Genomic DNA, 21060 nt, shown 5'->3' with positions numbered 1-21060 from the left:
TCGATAGGCGAGGGATAGCTTAATCCCTCGTCAGTTTACGACTCATATAACGTACGGGATACCACACAGAAAGCCATCCAACAAGGATAACTGTGAGGAAGATTGTGATGATATCTTCTGGATGAACGCTGATAGGATAGGCGTTAACGACGAAGTTTCCAGCCTGATCACCGAGCTGTACAAGACCGTATGTCTGCTGTAGCCAGCAAAGTAATAAGCCAAGTGCAATACCGATAACAGCACCAGCAGCGGAAATCATTCTACCTTCAAAGAGGAAGATACGACGTATCTGACTATCTGTTGCACCGAGGTTGCGCAGGGTGATAACGTCATTCTTCTTGTCGATGATGAGCATAGAGAGCGAACCAATGATGTTAAAGCATGCCACCATAAGGATAAACGTGAGGAAGATATAGGCAAAGAGCTTCTCTATACGCATGATATTAAACGTGTCAGCTTGTTGCTCATAGCGGTCGAGTACCTTATATTTATCGCCTAACATTGCTTGTATCTCTTCCTTCGCATTGTCAATATCCACACCCAGTTTCATGCGTAACTCTAGTGATGTAATCTCTCCTTGGCGGTTAAATATGCGGCGAGCAAAGTCTATTGATGTAATGACATAACCTTGATCATACTTGCTTTGCTTTACTTGGAATAATGCTCCAGGAGATACTAATGAGTCCTTCACAAAGGCATTTGTAGGGTTAGAAGCATCATATTGTCCCTCCCTTTGAGGTGCATATATCTGCAAATAATCCTGCCATGTCACCCCTGTACCAAGGTCTTGTGCCAGTCTTATACCAATTACGCCATATTGTAGATTGGCTACATGCAGTGTGAAATCGCCGTCACCATAGAGGATATTGCTTATGTGTGTGAGCGAATCAAAATTGTCTTCCACACCTTTCACTGTTACCATAGCCTGTTTGTCGTGATAGACAGCCAGTGCTTGATCCTGTACACATTCGGTAGCAACCTCAACGCCAGGGAGGTGTTTAACCCTTACAAGTAATGGATCATCGGCAGGCATTGCTTTCCCTTTCGTTGCTTCTATCTTCAGTTGCGGATCAAAGTTAGTAAAGAACGAAGCTACCAAGTCGGAGAATCCATTGAACCCACTTAACACAACCACCAAAGCCATTGTTGCCACAGCCACACCGAGTACGGAGATAAGACTGATGACGTTTATTGCATGTGTACTCTTCTTTGAAAAGAGGTAACGACGGGCTATGTAAAAGGGAAAATTCATGTCTTCGAATGTTGTGTACAGAATGTTATATGCTAGTAATTGAGAGGGCTTACTTCTTAAGTAATTCGTCAATGCGCTCTAGATAGTCGAGTGAGTCATCGATGAAGAAGCGTAACTCTGGTATAATGCGTAGCTGATTATGTACGCGCTGACCTAATTCGTAACGGATTGTCTTCTCATTAGCATTGATGTTCTTTAGTAGTTCGTCTCCCTTTTCTGATGGGAAGATACTGAGGTAAGCAGTACAGATACTGAGGTCTGGACTTACTTTCACACGTGTAACACTCACCAATACGCCATGCATCATGCGTGTCTGTGTCTGGAATATACTTGCCAATTCCTTCTGAAGGAGGCGTGATATACGGTTTTGTCTTGTTTCCTGCATATTCTTGTTTATAATGATTTCTACGTCATGCAAAGATACTGAAAGTTTGAAGAATCAACAAACTTATTTCTTCCTAATCAGTGTTAGTCCGTCTCGTAAGGGCAGAATAACCTTCTCTACACGCTCATCTTTGGCGATAAGATCATTGAATTGTCGAATACCAATGGTTTGGTGGTCGTGGTCATAAGCTGGATCAATGACGTGCCAGTCCCATAGCGTGTTATCGGCAAGGATGTATCCACCAGGGCGGATGATAGGTAGTAGTTTCTCATACACCTCTGCGTATGTACGCTTGTCACCATCCACAAATGCCATGTCAAACGTTATTCCGAGTTTAGGAGCTTCTTTTGCAGCATCTCCGATACGAAAGTCAATCTTGTTAGCAACGGGTGATTGTTCTATCCATGGGCGTGTGAAGTCCTCCATCTCATCGTTTATCTCGAACGTATATACTTTGCCACCTTCCTCCAATCCTTCTGCCATACAGATAGCAGAGTAGCCACTGAATGTTCCCACCTCAAGGATGTTTTTAGGGCGAATCATTTGTACAAGCATCTTTAATAAGCGTCCTTGCAGGTGTCCACTAGCCATTCGACCATGAATAGTGTGGATGTTTGTCGCACGATAAAGCCGATAGAGATAATCTCCCTCGGGGTCAATATGCGCTGAGAGATAATTGTCGTATGCTTTCTCTCGTTCTTCATCCAAATGGAGAGAAGTGTTACTTGTTATCATGAAGTTCAAATGTTCAAAGTCTGTATCACGATACTTAAAGGAGGAATGCTTCTATTGCCAGGCGATAGCTATTCATGCCGAACCCTTGAATAGTACCTTTACAAGCAGGGGCTATCATTGAATGGCGACGGAACTCCTCACGGTCATTGACGTTGCTGATATGCACTTCGATGACGGGAGTTTGTATTGAGCGAATACAATCCAATAAGGCTATGCTTGTGTGTGTATAAGCTCCAGCATTGAGGATAATACCATCATAAGAGAACCCTACTTCCTGTAACTTATTGATTAGTTCGCCTTCTATATTGCTTTGATAATACTCAATTTCGACGTTCGGATAATCCTTACGGAGCTGTTGGAGATACGTCTCCATGGACACTTTGCCATAGATTCCAGGTTCACGAATGCCGAGTAAGTTTAGATTCGGCCCATTGATAATGATTACTTTCATCTCTCTTTCCTGCTTAAATATCGTTTTTCTACATTATCTTTGCATAAGACAAGCTGTATGCAAAAATAAGAAATTAAATGGAAACAGACAAGCTTTCAAATGATATTGTCAGTCGTTATCGTCGTTATCTGAAGTTAGAAAAGGGGCATTCTGCCAATACTTTGGATGCTTATATGCGTGATTTGGATAAACTCTTACGTTATCTTGCGGCAGAGAAGATAGATGTGTTGAAGGTAAAACTGGAAGACTTAGAGTTCTTCGCAGCCTCAATATCCGACCTCGGTATCGGACCTCGTTCTTTAGCGCGTATCCTTAGTGGTGTGCGCCAGTTCTATCGTTTCCTTGTATTGGATGGTTACTTGGAGGTAGACCCTACCGAGCTATTAGAATCTCCGAAACAACCTAACCACTTACCCGAAGTCCTCTCCACTGCAGAAGTCGATCTCCTCGAACAAGCTATAGACCTTTCTAAGTGGGAAGGGCATCGTAATCGTGCTATTATAGAGGTACTATTCTCTTGTGGCTTACGTGTTTCCGAGCTTACCCACCTTACTTTGTCTAATCTATACATCGAAGAGCAATATGTCAGAGTATTGGGCAAAGGCTCTAAGGAACGCCTTGTCCCCATCTCTCCTAGAGCCTTAGAGGAATTAAGTTATTGGTTTGATGACCGTAACAAGATGGATATAAAGCCCGGTGAAGAGGATTATGTTTTTCTCAATAGGCGTGGACATCACCTCACCCGTACCATGATTCTTATCATGATAAAGCGTTATGCGGTAGAAGCGGGCATAAAGAAGACTATCTCTCCGCACACGCTTCGTCACTCCTTCGCCACCTCTTTGCTTGAAGGTGGAGCTGATTTGCGTGCTATTCAAGCCATGTTAGGACATGAGAGCATCGGTACGACGGAGATATACACGCACATTGACACCACCACCTTACGTCAGGAGATTCTCGAGCACCACCCCCGTAATATCAAATATAACGAAGAGTCCCAACAAGCAATCTGATAGAATCGCCTTCTCTTGTTACTTACGTTAACTATAAAAAACGATAAAAGGCAATAGAGATACAATATTTTATGTACCTTTGCGAGGTAATATCTGATATTAAATAATTAAACAACGTTTAAGATGAAACTCAAACATTTATTCTTAATCGCCTTACTTTTCATCACTGGTATGGTCTCTGCACAGCAGATGGGACCTATTCCTGTGAATAAGAATGTAAGGCAAGGTAAGCTTAGCAATGGCTTGACTTACTACATCCTCCACAATGATTGGCCTGAGCATGTAGCCAATTTCTACATTGCGCAGCGTGTTGGTTCTATTCAAGAGAACGAGAATCAGCGTGGTTTGGCTCACTTCCTGGAGCACATGGCGTTTAATGGTTCTGAGCATTTCCCAGACTCTACTCTGCTGGAGTTCACCCGTTCTTTGGGCGTAGAGTTTGGTAGTAACTTAAACGCTTACACGAGCATTGACCAGACTGTCTATCGTGTTTGCGATGTACCAACAACACGCCAGACAGCTCTCGACTCTTGCTTACTCATTCTCAAAGACTGGTCAAATGGATTGACATTAGCTGATAAGGAGATTGATAAGGAGCGTGGTGTTATCCATCAAGAGTGGCAATTAGGTCAGTCAGCCCAGATGCGTATCCTTGACAAGGTGTTACCAGAGTTCTATCCTAACTCTAAGTATGGTAAGCGTCTGCCAATCGGTTTGATGGAGATTGTAGATAAGTTCCCTTATCAAGCACTGCGCGATTATTACAAGAAGTGGTATCGCCCAGATAACCAGTGTATCATCGTTGTGGGCGATGTTGATGTAGACCACATCGAGAATCAGATTAAGCAACTTTGGAATGGAGTAGTCGTTCCTGCTAATGCCGCTCAGGTTGTTGCAGAGCCTGTTCCTGATAATGCCCAAGCCCTTTACATCTTTGGCAAAGACAAGGAATTGCCATTCAGTGACGTGGCTCTTTATATGAAGCATGACGCTTTCCCAGACGAGGCAAAGACCGATCAGAGCTATTTCATCGATTCTTATGCTAAGCGTATTATCAGTATGATGCTGAACCAGCGTTTGGCAGAACTAGCCCAGAAGCCAGACTGCCCATTTACTGGAGCCTATGCAGGCGATGGTACCTACATGCTTTCAAGAACGAAAGACGCCTTCGGCATGGAGGCTAATGCGAAGGATGGTAAGGATCTTGAGACACTTGCCGCATTGTATAGAGAGGCACAGCGCGTACACCAGCACGGCTTCACTGCAACTGAATTTATGCGTGCAAAGGACGAATTCTTGTCTCAATTAGAGTCGGCTTATGTCAACCGCAATAAGATAAAGAACGATCAGTATGGCGATGAGTTGCGCGACCATTACCTATCAAACGAACCTATCCCAAGCAAAGAAGACGAGTATCAGATTATGAAACAACTCGTCGAGATGCCTGCTTTGAACGTCAATGTCATTAATGAGTTTGCAAAGGATCTCATCACAGATAAGGATAGCAACTTAGTTATTCAGATCTTCGCACAAGAGAAGGCTAACAAGGTTTACCCAACGAAGGCACAGATGGCGCAGACCATCGCTAACGTGCGTGGAGAGCAGATCAATGCTTATGTTGACAATGTGAAACAAGAGCCTTTACTCGATGAGAAGGCATTGCCAAAGGCTGGTAAGATTGTCAGCGAGAAGGAGAACAAGACACTCGGATACAAGGAGTTGACATTGAGCAATGGCGCACGTGTCATCTTGAAGAAGACAAACTTTAAGGATAACGAGATACAGTTCCAGGCTGTCGCAAAGGGTGGTAAGGGACTCTATGGTAAGCCAGACTACAATAACTTGCAGCTATTTAATAACGTTATAGCTTACAGCGGACTCGGTAACTTCTCTAACCAGGAGTTGCAGAAGGCACTCGCTGGTAAGCAGGCATCTGTTGCTTGTGGTTTAGGAAACTATTATCAGACACTCTCTGGCTCATGTGTCCCTAAGGATGTTGAGACCATGCTCCAGTTGCTTTACCTCAACTTCACGAAGGTAGCTAAGGATGAGGCGTCTTATAAGGCGATGATGTCGCAGTTGGAACTAGCACTGAAGAATAAGGATCTCTCACCTGAGAGCGTATATTCTGACTCGGTAACAACAACCATTTATGGTCATGAGGCACGTTTCGCACCATTGTCATTGAATACGCTGAAGGGCGTTAACTACGACCGTATTCTTCAGATTTGGAAGGAGCGTTTTGCTAATCCTGGGCAGTTTGTCTACTACTTCGTTGGTAACTTCGATGAGGCTTCTTTACGCCCATTGATCGAGAAGTATATCGCATGTCTGCCTAAGGGCAAGGCAGAGAACTGGCGAGAAGTACCAGGACTTGTGAAAGGTAATGTCGTTAATAAGTTCACTCGCAAGTCGGAAACACCAAAGGCTATCGCCCTCGAGTTGTGGCACGCACCTGCTACTTACAACGTTGAGAACAAAGTGTTGACCGATGCTGCAGCACAAGTATTGTCAATGGTTTATCTAAAGAACATTCGTGAGGATGCTAGTGCGGCTTACTCTGTTGGAGCAGGTGGCGAATTACAGCGTCGTGGCGATAAAGCCGTTGCTCTCATCCAGGCATATTGCCCAATGGATCCTAACAAGTCCGACCTTGCCTTGAAGCTCTTAGCTGAAGGTATGAAGGATAACACGATGAAGATGGACGCAGATAAGGTTCAGAAAGTAAAGGACTTCATGTTGAAGCAAGCAGAGCTATCAGCGAAGAACAACAGCTACTGGATGGACGTTATTGACGAGTATATCTCAACTGGCGTAGACCTCCACTCTGGCTATAAGGCAGCAGTCGAGTCGCTCACACCAGCTAAGATTGCAGCTTACTTGAAGAGCCTCGTTGCAGCTGGTAACCACGCCGAAGTGGTGATGACACCAGCGAAGTAATCGCACAGAAACACGTATTAATCGTAACCTTGCGGGCGAAGGAAACGGGTCGACATGACCCATCCTTTGCCCGCTTTTCGTATCCTATCCCATGATAAAACATAGACTCTTTCTCCCTTACGCAAGCCTATGCTGAAGCGATATAACCTTCATTCGGTAGCGTAAGTAGGCGTATTAGCGCCATTCCTCATAGGTGCTAACATTCATTTTATTAGGCTCTTGATTTGCAAATACCCGTATATTGTATTATCTTTGCACTAGTTCTGAAACGTTTTCACCATGGTGAAGATAATTCGTCACCACGGTGAAATTATAACTTCACCATGGTGAAAAATATTCGCCACCATGGTGATGATAATGTAGAATAGGTGCTAAACCAATCGCAAGACCTATGTGCAGCAATCGCATAACACGTTATAAACGTTTACAGATAGGGTATATCCCTGCTTTACAATAGCTTACTAACATAAAACAAATAAGATGGCAATAGTTTACAAACTCATGAAAACGGGTGGCAATTTACCCAAGAATGCGAAACTTAGAATAGTTCCGATACAATATCAAACCGCTGGATTAAGGCGCATGAGTGAGAGTATTGTGCAAGCCACATCACTCACTTCGGGGGACATACACGCCACTATCCTCTCGTTGAAAGAGGAGATTGCAAGGGAGTTGAAGAATGGTAATAGTGTGCATTTACCCGGTATTGGCTACTTCACAGTGGCTTTGAAGGGCGAAATCTATGAAGACCCACGCTCGCACAAACCACGATTGCGCAAGGCAGAAGTACGCACGATAAAGTTCAGACCAGACCGAGAATTGCTCCAAGAAATGGCTAACATTGAGGTGAAGAACATCACCGACTTGCATGACTTATCCTCTTCACCAACGGCGGAGGAGATAGGCGAGGCGATAAGCGAGCTGTTAGCTCATCAAGAAGTATTTACCGTTAGAGACTTCCGAAGCGCACTCAACATCTCACAGTCCACTGCCTATCGCATCCTCTCGAAGTTAGAAGCCGAGGGAAAGATAGTAGATATCGGTTCACATCATTGCAAGATATTCCGAAAGTCACATCCCTCCTCCCTTGAATAATCCCCCTTTCCCATCAAATTCCATTCTATCGTAGAGAAAAGAAGAGTATGAGCAATGCAATAAGTTTACAGTTAGGTATCACGAGTATCGGTGACTTGCTAATACGCAAAAGAGTAACTAGAGTGCGCGATACACACGTGCATGAGGACGTTAAATTGACCATCCCTAACTATCAGCGCCCTTATAAATGGACTGCAAAGAACGCAATCCAACTATTGGACGACATTATAGAGGCGAAGAAAGAGAATAAAGAAGTATATCGTGTTGGGACGCTTATCCTGCATCATAATCTTAGTGAGCAATGTTATAACATCGTGGATGGTCAGCAACGCATTATAACTTTTACCTTATTACTGAAGGCTCTCGGTGCGGATGGACTCACGTTCTTACAAGAGAAACTAACCGATAATCCTTACACAAGAAAGAATATCGCAAGTAATTATAGAGCGTTTGAACGCCGTTTGTATGCTATGGCAGAATTGCGTACGAAGGCTGAAGGTTCGTTAGAGAAACTATGTGATGATCGTGTGATAACAGAACTTCGAGAGTTTATCGAAGAGCGTTGTGAACTGATAGTTGTCGTGACTAATGATATTTCAGAGGCATTCCAATTCTTCGATTCACAGAATGCACGAGGTAAGAAACTGTACCCTCATGACCTATTGAAAGCCTATCATTTGCGTGAAATGGATAATGTGGGAGAAGCTGAGACAGAGGCTATTGTGAAGCGATGGGAGGATGTGAACCAAAGAGCACTAGCTAGTCTTTTTGGTGAGTATCTCTATCGGTTGCGCGAGTGGGTACATGACAATCGACCACTGGAATTAGATGAACACAACATTGATAAGTTCAAAGGTATTAGTAAAAGAGACAACTTGCCTTATGCTCAATATTATAAAGGTGCATATGCCTATGCCGATATGATCAATCATTCCGCAGTCCCTTTTGTATCAGGAATGCCTGATATGCGCCCCTTTCAGATAGTTGCTCCAATCATTGCAGGAAAGCCATTCTTTGATTTTACAAACCATTATTTCAATATCTTAGAAGATATTCAAAACAACGATAAGTATGTAGGGTATTTCATTAATGGCAATCAAATTGTGGAGACGTTAGACCTTCGGAAATATAAGAATGGTGTTGGTAATAGAATAACTCGACTACTCTTTGACCTTGCTGCATTACTCTATGTAGATTGCTTCTGCCCTAATCATCCAACGAGAGTAGACCTAGACTTCTTTGAGCAGTTCGTTGTTATGGACTTTATATGGGCATATTCTCTACGTGCACAATACTACAATCTAGGGTGGCTGTCAGCACAGAATTACGTTATGGGAACAAGTGATTGTATTAATGCTTTTAATATCTATAAGAGAATAGTGGCAGCCTCTTCTCCTTCCATGTTACTTAGTGAATTGGCTGATTGTATACATCCTCTCCCCAAAGAGAGTGTGAAAGCTGACAATCAGGATATAGATGCACGGGATAAGAATGGCATTTATCAGAACTATCTACATTATTTTATTGAGAACAAATATTACATCAAATAGCTTATGGGCACACATCAGAACTTCCCCTTAGAGGAACTATCAATAGACGACTTATTCAATAAAGAGAGTGATATAAGATACGAGATTCCAATCTATCAACGTAATTACGCATGGGAGAATGAAGAGATAACCGCATTGGTCAATGACGTCTGGGATGCTTATTGTCAGTCGAAAGGAACTTATTTCATAGGGACTCTTGTTACTTACGACAGAGGTGATGGAAGATATGAGGTTATTGATGGGCAGCAGCGTTTGACGACACTTTATTTGATTTTAAAGAGCCTAGGACGAGATGTTTCTAATAAGTTGACTTATCGCTCAAGGATGCGTTCTAACGAAACAATCAAGAACCTATATAGACAAGAGATAGATAACCCTGATGTGGGTATTCTACGTGGTTTCAAGGTGGCGCAGCATGCTATTAAGGAGATTGTGGATGAGGATAAAAGGGTAGAATTTACCGAGTTCTTGCTTGAACAAGTACATATTATCCACTATAAAGTGCCACGAGATGTGAACCTTAATCACTACTTTGAGGTAATGAATTCACGTGGAGAACAACTGGAGAAACACGAGATTGTGAAGTCGAAACTTATAGCACTCTTGGACGAAGATGAGCGGAATGCTTTTGCCGAGATATGGCAGGCGTGTAGCGAAATGAATGTCTATGTGCAATCAATATACTCGCAAGCAAAGGCTGTGTTTGGTTCTTCGCTTCATGATTTCTCACCGAGTATTATGTCCTTTGAAGACTTACCAATGATCGGTGGGAGTGATAGACCTTATACATTAGAAGACTTTATTAGGGGCGTAAAAGCAGATGAGCAGCAGCAGAGGAATACAAAGAGTGGAGGTCAGTTTCAGCCTATTATCGACTTTCCTAACTTTCTTCTTATTGTGTTGAAGATAACTCTGATGAGTCGAGAAAACTTCAATCTAGAGAAGTTTGTATTGGATGATAAGGAATTAATCAATGCCTTTGATGAGGCTAAACCAGATCGAACCTTTGCAAAAGTCTTCGCCTTCAATCTCTTAAAGGCACGATATTTCTTAGATAATTACGTGGTTCATCACTCTTACGAAGACGATACACAAGAAAGTAACCCATGGCAGTTAGAAGTGTATCAACATGAGGGTAATTCATATAATACTAGGAATCTCTCTTCTGATGGGCGTTTACAAGCAAGGCTAGTGCAGCTTCTCTTCATGTTTGAAGTATCATTTACTCCACGCCAACGAAAGAATTATCTATTCTATTGCTTGTATCATCTTTTCAGTGATACAGACCTTAATCGTTATGGTTGCTTCTTATCGTCTTTAGCTGACAAGTACTTCTTTGATGTCTATGCAAATGCTGGTAATCTGAACAATATCAATACTCCTATACCAGGAGCATTCGATGGTACGGTATTGAAAGGTAGGCTGTTTGATCTTAATATACATTGTGCGTCTCTTGATTTTGACCATATTTATGGTAATGGGCAAGAGGCTTCAAGGGGCGTACCATTGTTTGTATTCAATTATATGGATTATCTCTTATGGAGTCTGTATGTCGACGAACTCTCTGGTAAGAAACTGAAGGAAAGTGATAGAGAAAGGCGAGAGTTCTTTAAGAAGTTAGGCTGTTCAGATTTTGGACTAACTGTGTTTGAGCAGTTCTATTTCTCGAGAACTCGACGTTCACTAGAGCACCTCTTTCCACAAGCTAACGTGGATGAACATATCACGGATAGTGAGATTAACTGCTTCGGAAACTATGCGATGATAGGAAGTGACATTAACTCTTCTGGTTCGAATTGGTCTCCTAAAACGAAGATAGACCATTATTTGGATGCTTCGGGCAAAATGAACCAAGTGAGTGTGGCATCTTTGAAACTCATGATAATGATGCAGAAGTGCAAAGACAACGTTAATGACGTATCCTGTCCATCAGGTGAAGAATGGGTATATAAGGATATACAAGAACACCAGAGGTATATGGTTAATATTTTAAAAGGTAGGTTATCTAGAGGTGATTCAAGCTCCCTCTAAACAAGAGAAGCACCTATTTTGTTAATGAAGTAGGTAAAGGCTATTTCTGAGGATAAGCCTTTGTGATTTGAAAAATAGATTATTTAATAAAGACTGGTAGTCTAATAACAAAACAAAAATAGTCTATTTTTCAAGTCATAAAACGCTTTATTATGATTTGCTAGAGCTTCTTCTATTATTTTATAAGGCTCTTTCAGCGGGTCAGTTGAGGCTTCCGAATGGCGAAAAGAGGATTAATCATTTGTGGATGTCAGGGTATTTAAGTATATTTGCGGATTGTAAATAATACAAGAACCATTATACAGTCAACACGGATGAAGGCAATAGAAATACTCTTTCCCGTATTTTTCATGATGTTACTTGGGTGGCTCAGTAGACGGAGGAGATGGATAACAACAGCGCAAAATGAAGGTGCTAAGTCGATAGTCTTTAGTATCCTTCTACCCTTGTTGGTCTTTCAAATACTGATGGAAGCGAAGCTCACTACTAGTTTCATTTATGAGATACTTTTCTTAGATGTGGCTTGGATTGTGATTTATGTGCTTGGTAAACGCATAGCTAAGCCCGTTAGTGGTCGTTACGCTCAGTTAGCTCCATTCTTATTGATGACCTGTGAGGGGGGAAGTGTAGCTTTGCCGCTTTATATCACGCTTGTTGGAAGGGAGCATGCAATGAATATTGTCACCTTTGATGTGGCAGGAATCCTTATCAATTTTGGGTTAGTTCCTGCACTTGTCATGCGCCAGACTACGAAAGAAGTGGCTTTGTTTTCACTTGCTAAACGTATTATTACCGCTCCGTTTATCATTGCTGTGATTCTAGGAGTTGTCATGAATCTGTCGGGGATAGGGCATTGGCTGCTGGAGAGTGAGCTACATGGAGTCTTTACGAGTACGATGTCGATAGCTACGGCACCCATTGCTAGTATCATTCTCTTTACACTTGGTTATGATTTCCAGCCCCATCTATCGCAGATACGCCCACTTATTCAGTTAAGCCTAGTGCGCATGATAGGTTGTGGAGCTATCGTTGGCGGTTTCTTTCTGTTGTTCCCTGGACTGATGGAAGGGAAGTTCTTCCTTATAGGAGTTCTACTTTATTTCTCTTGCCCACCAGGTTTCCCCGTACCATTGCAGGTTCGCAGTCTGTGTAAAAGTGGTGATGACGAGGGATTCATGTCGGCTTTTATCTCCCTTTTCATCGTTTTGGCAATGATAGCCTATACATTAATAACGTTCGTAGGAATAGATCATGGGGTGTGATGAGATTGTTAATAAGGCGTGATATGAGCGTTTCGTAGGGCGTAATTATCGAGTTTAAGCAATAGTACAATCGCCTTAACTCCCTTTTCACTCCTTCACTCCTTTTACTTCTCGAAATAGTAACTTCAAAAGAAAAATATGGATAACAACATTAAGAGTCCGTGGCCAGGACCTGCAGGAATGATACCTGTTACAAGTGGTCGTGCTGATGACGCAAACGTTTACAATCGCTCTTATCTGGATTCCATCCATGTGGAGATGCGTGTTATTGATGCTGTTGAGCCTTCGTTGAAGACAATTATCTTCGGTGAGGAGTTTGATAGTCCGATTATGATGCCAGCCTTCTCGCACCTCAATAAGGTGTTGAAGAATGGTAAGAAGCCCATGTTGGAATATGCCAAGGCAGCTCGAGACCTGCGTACTGTGAACTGGGTTGGTATGGAGCCAGACGAAGAGTATGCCGAAATAGCAGCTGAGGGGGCTAGGACAGTACGCATTATAAAGCCCTTCGCAGACCATGGGATGATTCTAGATCAGATTCGCTTTGCTATCGAGCATGGTGCAATAGCTGTGGGAGTAGATATTGATCACGTTCCAGGAACGAATGGGCGATACGATATAGTGGATGGTTTACCCCTCGGACCAGTGCTTCTTTCCGATTTAAAGGAGTATGTGAAGGCTGCTGGTAATACTCCTTTTATCGCTAAAGGAGTCCTTTCTGTGCAAGATGCATTAAAGTGCAAGGACGCAGGATGTGCTGGTATTGTTATCTCCCATCATCATGGTCGTATCCCCTTTGGTGTCGCTCCGCTGATGGTTCTGCCTAAGATTAAGGTAGCACTAGCAGGTTCTGGAATCTCATTGTTTGTGGATTGCGGTATAGATACAGGTTATGACGCTTATAAAGCATTGGCTTTAGGAGCCGACGCAGTATCAGTGGGACGTGGAATCTTAAAGCCCTTACTTCAAGAAGGAGCAGAGGGCGTGAAAGAGACTGTCGGTAAAATGAATGAGCAATTGTCAGAGTTAATGATGTACACATGCGTGAAAGATACTCGTTCGTTTGATGCTTCGGTGCTCTACCTATAGTTTATAAGCACCACGATTGTGTGTTAGTCGGATGACAGAATAGGCTTTTCTACCACTATAATAATGTATAAATATTAAGCCCTTATTTTGTTATCCGGCTAATTTGCAGTAACTTTGCAACCTTAAAATAACAATGGATAATTAACAAAGTAATAATATATTAAGGTAAAGATATGGCATATTTATTTTCTTCAGAGTCGGTATCTGAGGGACATCCAGATAAGGTTGCTGACCAGATAAGTGACGCTTTGCTTGATCAATTCTTGGCTTATGACGAGCACGCTCGTTGTGCTATTGAGACATTCAATACCACTGGTCAGGTTGTTATCATGGGTGAGGTGCGTTCAAAAGAATATGTTGATTTGCAGGCAATCGCCCGTAAGACAATCAATAATATTGGTTACACAAAGGCTGAATACCAGTTTGATGGTAACAGTTGTGGTATTCTCTCCGCCATTCATGAGCAGAGTGATGATATCAATCGTGGCGTAGATAATGGTGATGATGATAATCAAGGCGCTGGAGACCAGGGTATGATGTTCGGTTACGCATGCAATGAAACCGACAATTATATGCCTGTTACACTTGATTTGGCACACCTTATCATGAGTACGTTAGCAGATATACGCAAGGAAGGAAAGCAAATGCTCTATCTTAGACCAGACTCTAAAAGCCAGGTAACAGTGGAGTATAGCGATGATAACATCCCTCAGCGTATTGATACGATAGTAGTTTCTACACAGCACGATGACTTTATTCAACCTACTGATGATAGCAAGGAAGCGCAGTTGAAGGCTGATAAAGCGATGGTAGAGCAGATTCGTAAGGATGTATTGGAGGTTCTTATGCCGCGTGTAAAGGCTCAAATCAAGTCCGAAAAGGTGTTGGCTCTATTCAAGGATGGTATCAAGTATTTGGTAAACCCTACTGGTAAGTTCGTTATCGGTGGTCCTCATGGAGACACTGGGTTGACTGGTCGTAAGATTATCGTTGATACTTACGGTGGCAAGGGAGCCCATGGTGGAGGTGCATTCTCGGGTAAAGACTCTAGTAAAGTAGACCGTTCTGCCGCTTATGCAGCCCGTTATATAGCCAAGAACATGGTTGCTGCAGGTGTTAGTGACGAGATGCTCGTACAGTTGGCATACGCTATTGGCGTTGCAGAACCTGTTAGTGTGTACGTAAATACCTATGGTCGCTCACATGTGAAGGCTTCTGATGCCGAGATAGCAGAGCAGATTAAGCACCTATTTGATCTTCGTCCAAAGGCTATCGAACGCCAATTAAAGCTCCGTCAACCTATGTATTTGGAGACAGCAGCTTATGGACACATGGGAAGACAGAATGAGGTTGTAAAGAAAGTATTCAATAGCCGTTATCATGAAACGAAGTCTATTGAGGTGGAACTCTTTACTTGGGAGAAGCTAGATCGTATAGAAGAAATCAAGAAAACGTTCGGACTTTAAAGTGACAGATGCCGACAACTGATTCTATAACTCGTCCTTCTTTGCTGTTGAAGTCGACTTTGGCTGCAACGAAGAAGGCGAAGACTGATACTGTGGCTAAGGCGAGTCAAGAGGTTGATTCGCTGGGTTTATTGTGCCCAAAGAAGCAGAAAACGTTTCAGCTGACGGATGTTCGTTTTGCAGAAGAAGGTTATTTTAAAGGTAATAAATACTTTAAACTAGGGCGTGGAAACGCACATGCAGATGGTGTGCAGGGCGTTCCATCGCCCTATGCTGTTAGTAATGACAATACAGTGACAGCCTTACTTCTAGGTTGTTTTGTGATGGCGATGATTGCATTCTCGGTCTCTCGCAATTTCATAGAGAAGCAGATAAAGAGTTTCTTTCATGTTGCTAGAAGTAAAGATGTGGTCACAGAAACAGCGTATGAGGTTCGGTTTCAGCTCTTTTTAATAGCGCAGACATCGCTACTTTTTAGTATTCTCTATTATTTCTTTGCGCATGGGAGCGGTCATGGAGGGCTTCAGACAGATTCACAGTTGAGTGTTATCGGATGCTTCTTTGGCGTTTTTATGGGGTATTTCTTTATAAAGAATCTGCTTTATAAACTCGTTAACTGGGTGTTCTTTGATAGTAAAAGTAATGGACAATGGGGACGTACTTGGCTCTTTCTCTCATCTCTTGAGGGGGTGTTGCTATTCCCTTTAGTCCTGTTGCAGATATATTTCTCCTTGTCGTTACAAGCAGCATTCGTTTATGCGCTAATTGTTGTTTTATTCGTTAAAATGCTTACTCTTTATAAGAGTTATACCATCTTTTTCAAGAGAATAGCTGTCAGTCTGCAAATAATTTTGTACTTTTGTGCACTCGAAATGATACCGATGATGGTATTATGGGGAATGTTAGTAATTACAGATAACTATTTGATTATAAACTTTTAGGACACAATGATAAATAAGATCTTGGTCTCACAACCGAAGCCGTCAAGCGATAAGTCGCCTTATTACGATATAGCAACGGACTTGGGAGTGGAGCTTGTTTTCAGACCTTTCTTTAAGGTTGAAGGACTCACAGCGAAGGAGTTCCGTCAGCAGAAGATTAATCTGTTAGATTATACTGCAGTAGTCTTTACATCGAGACATGCTGTTGATAACTTCTTTAATCTAGCCAAGGAAATGCGCATAACCATACCAGAAGACATGAAGTACTTCTGTGTTATTGAGACAATTGCACTCTATATCCAGAAGTATGTGCAGTATCGTAAGCGTAAGGTGTTCTTTGGAACTACTGGAAAGATTGATAGTTTGATTCCAACAATGCTGAAGCATAAAGGCGAGAAATACCTTGTTCCGCAAAGTTCTGTACATACAGATTCTATCTCGGAGTTGTTAGATGCTAACAAGCTAAAGCATAAGGAGTGTGTAATGTATCGTACGGTCAGCAACGGACTGACGGACGAAGAGGTGAAGAACTTCGATTATGACATGCTCATCTTCTTTAGTCCTACGGGTGTAAAGGCGTTGAAAGAGAATATACCAGACTTTAAGCAAGGTGATATAAAAGTAGCTGCTTTTGGTCCTGCAACGGCTAAGGAGGTTGAAACGCAGGGCTTGAGATTAGACTTACAAGCTCCTTCTAAGCAGCACACCTCTATGACTGGTGCGTTGAGAGACTACTTGGAGAAGCAAAAGAAGAGTAAGTAATAGACGGCTCTTTCCTCATGTCTTGAATGGGAAAGGTGCCGATATACGTAACAGAGTAGTATGGCAAAGCAAGGAGAAGGACTGAAGAAAGAGGAGCGGTTGTGCAGTAGAAAGCTCATCGATATGCTCTTTGGTACAGGTGGTAGCCATGCTATGACGTCTTTCCCATTGAAAGCTGTATACCGACTGACTGATGGAACGGAGGCAAGGAATGCTGATACGCATATAGAGGATGTGTCCTCTATGGTGGATGTGCAGGTTTTAATCAGTGTTCCTAAGAAGCATTTCAAACGTGCCGTGAAGCGTAATCGAGTGAAGCGGCAGGTGCGTGAGGCTTATCGTAAGCATAAGCAGTTACTCTTCCCACGTATGGCGGAGATGACCAATAAGCGATTACTCATAGCCTTTATTTGGCTTTCTAATGAGTTGACAAGTTCTGTTACTGTTGAAGAAAGAGTGGAGAACTTACTTCATCGAATAGGAGAACGTATCTAATGAAAGAACTTGAAGACGATAGAATACAGCAGGATAAGCAATACAAGAATCCTTTTAAGAAGGTTCTAAGCTTTCTGTCACGTGGCTTGTCGTGGTTATTAATACTCCCAATATTGTTCTATCGCCAGTTTATCTCACCTTTCACGCCCCCCTCTTGTCGCTTTACCCCCACATGTTCAGAGTATGCCAGACAAGCAATAATTAAGCATGGTCCCTTCAAAGGACTTGCTCTTGCAATATGGAGAATACTGAGGTGTAATCCTTGGGGTGGCAGTGGATATGACCCTGTGCCGTAAGAAAGAATACTACTAAGGTACAATAACAGGGCTACCAATACGTAATAATTATAGAATATCAATATAGGATAAGGGCTTTGATGCATTGGTTGGTTTCCAATCACCCTATGTCTTTTACCCTTTTCATAAATAAAGAATATAGATGAAGAACTTTGTTGAAGAACTCCGTTGGCGTGGTATGCTGGCTCAAATAATGCCAGGTACAGAGGAATTACTCCAGAAAGAGATGGTCTCAGCATACTTAGGTACAGACCCAACTGCAGACTCATTGCATATTGGGCACTTGTGTGGTATTATGATGCTACGCCATTTGCAGCGTTGTGGACATAAGCCTTATCTACTTGTAGGAGGTGCTACGGGCATGATTGGTGATCCATCTGGTAAGAGCCAGGAGCGTAATCTCCTCGATGCAGAAACACTATATCATAACCAAGAGGCTATCAAGAAGCAGGTTAGTAAGTTCCTAGACTTTGATGGAAACGAAGCCAATAAGGCAGAGATGGTGAATAACTATGATTGGATGAAGGACTTCACCTTCTTGGACTTTGCTCGTGTAGTGGGTAAGCACATCACGGTCAACTATATGATGGCTAAAGACAGTGTTCAGAAGCGTCTCAATGGTGAGGCTCGCGATGGACTAAGCTTTACAGAGTTTACTTATCAGCTCTTGCAGGGGTACGATTTCTTATATCAATATGAGAAATTCGGTGTTAAGTTGCAGCTTGGTGGTAATGACCAATGGGGTAATATGACCACTGGTACCGAGCTTATTCGTCGTACTCTTGGTAGTGAGGCTGAGGCTTATTGCCTTACTTGTCCTCTAATTACTAAGGCTGACGGAAAGAAGTTTGGTAAGACAGAGAGTGGTAACATCTGGCTCGATCGAAACCGCACAACACCATACGCATTCTATCAGTTCTGGTTGAATGTGAGCGATGATGATGCCGAGAAGTACATTAAGATCTTCACATCACTTGAGAAAGATGTTATAGATGGGCTTATCGAAGAGCATCGTCAAGACCCTGGTCGCCGCACATTGCAGCGTCGCTTAGCTGAAGAAGTTACTCGTATGGTTCACTCGCAAGAGGATCTAGATATGGCTATCGCCGCTTCTAATATCTTATTCGGTAAGAGTACGAAAGAGAATCTATTGCAGTTAGATGAGCAGACCTTCGCTGATGTCTTTAAGGATGTACCACACTATGAGGTGTCAAAGGACGTTCTTGGGCAGCCTGCCGTTGATGTATTCAACCAGGAAGGTATGCAGATCTTTCCTAGTAAGAGTGAGATGCGCAAGCTCGTGAAGGGCGGTGGTGTATCCTTGAATAAGGAGAAGCTCGCAGCTTTCGACCAGCCAGTAACAGCCGAAGACCTCATTGATGGTAAGTATCTTCTCGTCCAGAAAGGCAAGAAGAACTACTCTTTGATCATTGTAAAGTAAGTCGCCCGGCTTACTTCTAAATACGACTATGGAAAGCCTTATCACATCTCTTGTGATGTTGCAAGGCTTTCCCTTTATAAAAGGAAAGGGTTCACAGCGTTGCTGAAAACGCATACCCTTACGGATAAAGATTATCTATTTTGATGTATCCAATCGAGTTTTAATATGCATAGAATGAAGAAGTTCCTCTTTCTCCTACAGCTGATTGCAGTCATTGCATTGTCTTCTTGTACTGATGATCCATTACCAGATCCAAATACGAATGGTAATGCAAATGAAGTAGATAATACCATCATTGTTTATATGCCATGGTCGGGCGACCCTGGAAGTCTGTATAACTTCTTCCAAGGCAACCTGCAGGACATGAAGCAAGCCATAGTGAACGAGGGCGGATTAGGCAATAAACGATTGATTGTGTTTATATCCGAAGCCCCAGAGAAGGGCGCATTGATTAATGTAAAGTATCAAAGTGGTCAGTGTGTCGATGATACATTGGCAAAGTTTGATAACACGCAGCCCAACCAGCAACTGAATACATCTCGCTGGATAAGTAGTCTTCTCACCCGTGTGAAAGCATACGCACCAGCACGCAATTACTCAATGATAGTGGGCTGTCATGGTATGGGTTGGCTTCCGTCCTATGCTGGAACACGCAGCAGCTTCTCGAACACCTTGCGCAGGAGACGGCGTGATGTAGAGTCTGTTCCGTTGACCCGCTGGTTTGGTGGTGATACCTATAAGACCGACCTTTCCATCTTAGATCGAGGTATTGCACAATCGGGTATCGGCAAAATGCAGTATATCCTCTTCGATGACTGCTATATGTCAACGATAGAGGTAGCCTACGAGTTGCGACATAGTGCGCATTATCTTATTGGTTGCCCAACGGAGATTATGGCGCATGGCATGCCTTATGAGCAGCTATGGAATGAGCTTTCTAAGTCTAATCCAAACTATCAGAACGTTGTAGACGAGTTCTATAACTTCTATAGCACCTACACTGATCCATACGGAACAATCAGTGTCATTGATTGTTCTCAAGCGGATGGGATGGTGAATATCATGCGACAAATCAACCAGTCAAGTAATCTTGTCTTGGTGCCACCCACTAGTATTCAGCAGATGGATGGATACAATCCCTCTATCTTCTTCGATATGGGCGATTATGTTGAGAAGAGGGCAGTTAACGAGCCAATTCTTCTATCTCAATTCCGCAATCAGCTCAATCTGCTTGTCCCTTACAAACGACATACACCGTCCTATTTCTCAGCTGTTACCAGTTCTAGTGGTACAGTTTATCCCATCAACACCTACTCTGGTATCACCATTTCCGACCCATCTGTAAACACGAAAGTGACAAGTGCTTTCGCCGCTTCACCCTATTATCGGGCAACGCATTAATGCTTTAAGGCATACTCATTAAACGCTCCTTCTCCGTTCGGAGGGGGAGCTATTCTTATTTAAATCCTTTTGAATCCTGTTCGCACTCTTTGTCTAATACATTTCCGCATTCTTTCTCCCTTGTTTCCTTTCTCATGCGTCTTATGTCTTTTTATGCACCTATTCAAATTGGATTCATACCATGACACTTATTGTTTCATGTTTTGAAACATAGAGTTTCAGGCTCTGAAACACACAGTCTCAAATATCTGAAACACACAGTCTCAAATATCTGAAACACACAGTCTCATGCTCTGAAACACACAGTCTCAAAGCTCTGAAACACATAGTCTCAAGGCTTGAATTAGTTAGCTTACTCCCATAAAGTGGAATGTCTTGATGGATATTACACGTATGTAATAGCGATAAAAAAGAGCCGCATTGTCAACCAGACAATACGACTCTTACTATATAAA

18 protein-coding genes are annotated in these 21060 nt (G+C 42.6%); 14 read left to right on the top strand and 4 right to left on the bottom strand.

Annotation, left to right across the window (positions count from 1 at the left end):
* Positions 1–19 precede the first annotated feature (19 nt).
* From O3603_RS10300 to aroQ, 4 genes are all read right to left on the bottom strand, one after another.
* The gene (locus tag O3603_RS10300; RefSeq protein ID WP_371522664.1) at positions 20–1252 is read right to left on the bottom strand and encodes an FtsX-like permease family protein; all 1233 of its coding nucleotides are present in this window, start codon (positions 1250–1252) and stop codon (positions 20–22) included.
* A gap of 49 nt (positions 1253–1301) precedes the next feature.
* The gene (gene rbfA / locus O3603_RS10295) at positions 1302–1637 is read right to left on the bottom strand and encodes a 30S ribosome-binding factor RbfA (protein WP_009433970.1); all 336 of its coding nucleotides are present in this window, start codon (positions 1635–1637) and stop codon (positions 1302–1304) included.
* 63 nt (positions 1638–1700) lie between these two features.
* A complete protein-coding gene (locus O3603_RS10290; RefSeq protein WP_009433890.1) occupies positions 1701–2372 on the bottom strand; it encodes an O-methyltransferase in 672 nt (223 codons plus the stop codon).
* A gap of 34 nt (positions 2373–2406) precedes the next feature.
* On the bottom strand, positions 2407–2823 hold the full coding sequence (aroQ, locus tag O3603_RS10285) for a type II 3-dehydroquinate dehydratase (RefSeq protein WP_371522661.1): 417 nt from the start codon (positions 2821–2823) through the stop codon (positions 2407–2409).
* Positions 2824–2900: 77 nt separating this feature from the next.
* Here aroQ and O3603_RS10280 point away from each other — a divergent pair, with 77 nt between their 5' ends.
* From O3603_RS10280 to O3603_RS10215, 14 genes are all read left to right on the top strand, one after another.
* Positions 2901–3836: a site-specific tyrosine recombinase gene (locus O3603_RS10280; protein ID WP_155716096.1), complete on the top strand. Its 936-nt coding sequence runs from the start codon at positions 2901–2903 to the stop codon at positions 3834–3836.
* A gap of 123 nt (positions 3837–3959) precedes the next feature.
* On the top strand, positions 3960–6776 hold the full coding sequence (locus O3603_RS10275) for a M16 family metallopeptidase (protein ID WP_371522659.1): 2817 nt from the start codon (positions 3960–3962) through the stop codon (positions 6774–6776).
* Between the two features lie 480 nt (positions 6777–7256).
* Positions 7257–7871 (top strand): HU family DNA-binding protein, encoded by a 615-nt coding sequence (locus O3603_RS10270; RefSeq protein ID WP_371522658.1) that lies wholly within the window; start codon positions 7257–7259, stop codon positions 7869–7871.
* A gap of 47 nt (positions 7872–7918) precedes the next feature.
* On the top strand, positions 7919–9421 hold the full coding sequence (locus O3603_RS10265; protein WP_371522656.1) for a DUF262 domain-containing protein: 1503 nt from the start codon (positions 7919–7921) through the stop codon (positions 9419–9421).
* A gap of 3 nt (positions 9422–9424) precedes the next feature.
* Complete coding sequence (locus O3603_RS10260; protein WP_371522654.1) at positions 9425–11452, top strand: DUF262 domain-containing protein; 2028 nt, start codon at positions 9425–9427, stop codon at positions 11450–11452.
* Positions 11453–11766: 314 nt separating this feature from the next.
* Positions 11767–12714 carry an AEC family transporter gene (locus tag O3603_RS10255; RefSeq protein WP_371522652.1) on the top strand — a complete coding sequence of 316 codons (948 nt, stop codon included), beginning with the start codon at positions 11767–11769 and terminating at the stop codon, positions 12712–12714.
* Positions 12715–12852: 138 nt separating this feature from the next.
* Positions 12853–13803, top strand: a complete 951-nt coding sequence (locus tag O3603_RS10250; protein ID WP_371522650.1) for an alpha-hydroxy-acid oxidizing protein — start codon at positions 12853–12855, stop codon at positions 13801–13803.
* 173 nt (positions 13804–13976) lie between these two features.
* The gene (gene metK / locus O3603_RS10245; protein ID WP_273539753.1) at positions 13977–15269 is read left to right on the top strand and encodes a methionine adenosyltransferase; all 1293 of its coding nucleotides are present in this window, start codon (positions 13977–13979) and stop codon (positions 15267–15269) included.
* An 8-nt stretch (positions 15270–15277) separates the two neighbouring features.
* Positions 15278–16210, top strand: a complete 933-nt coding sequence (locus O3603_RS10240) for a DUF4271 domain-containing protein (protein ID WP_371522648.1) — start codon at positions 15278–15280, stop codon at positions 16208–16210.
* A 6-nt stretch (positions 16211–16216) separates the two neighbouring features.
* Positions 16217–16972, top strand: coding sequence for a uroporphyrinogen-III synthase (locus O3603_RS10235; RefSeq protein WP_371522646.1), 756 nt, complete (start codon positions 16217–16219; stop codon positions 16970–16972).
* A 60-nt stretch (positions 16973–17032) separates the two neighbouring features.
* Positions 17033–17467: a ribonuclease P protein component gene (gene rnpA / locus O3603_RS10230; RefSeq protein WP_371522644.1), complete on the top strand. Its 435-nt coding sequence runs from the start codon at positions 17033–17035 to the stop codon at positions 17465–17467.
* Positions 17467–17763: a membrane protein insertion efficiency factor YidD gene (gene yidD, locus O3603_RS10225; protein WP_371522642.1), complete on the top strand. Its 297-nt coding sequence runs from the start codon at positions 17467–17469 to the stop codon at positions 17761–17763. The genes rnpA and yidD overlap by 1 nt, the downstream gene beginning before the upstream one ends.
* Before the next feature lie 142 nt (positions 17764–17905).
* A complete protein-coding gene (gene tyrS, locus O3603_RS10220; RefSeq protein ID WP_004384512.1) occupies positions 17906–19204 on the top strand; it encodes a tyrosine--tRNA ligase in 1299 nt (432 codons plus the stop codon).
* Positions 19205–19378: 174 nt separating this feature from the next.
* On the top strand, positions 19379–20605 hold the full coding sequence (locus tag O3603_RS10215) for a clostripain-related cysteine peptidase (protein ID WP_371522640.1): 1227 nt from the start codon (positions 19379–19381) through the stop codon (positions 20603–20605).
* The last annotated feature ends 455 nt before the right edge of the window (positions 20606–21060 follow it).

The organism is Prevotella sp. 20925_1_30 (assembly GCF_041433025.1).
GTDB classification, from domain to species: domain Bacteria; phylum Bacteroidota; class Bacteroidia; order Bacteroidales; family Bacteroidaceae; genus Prevotella; species Prevotella vespertina.
Note: the sequence above shows the minus strand (reverse complement) of the source record. Positions and strands in the feature narration are given on the sequence as shown.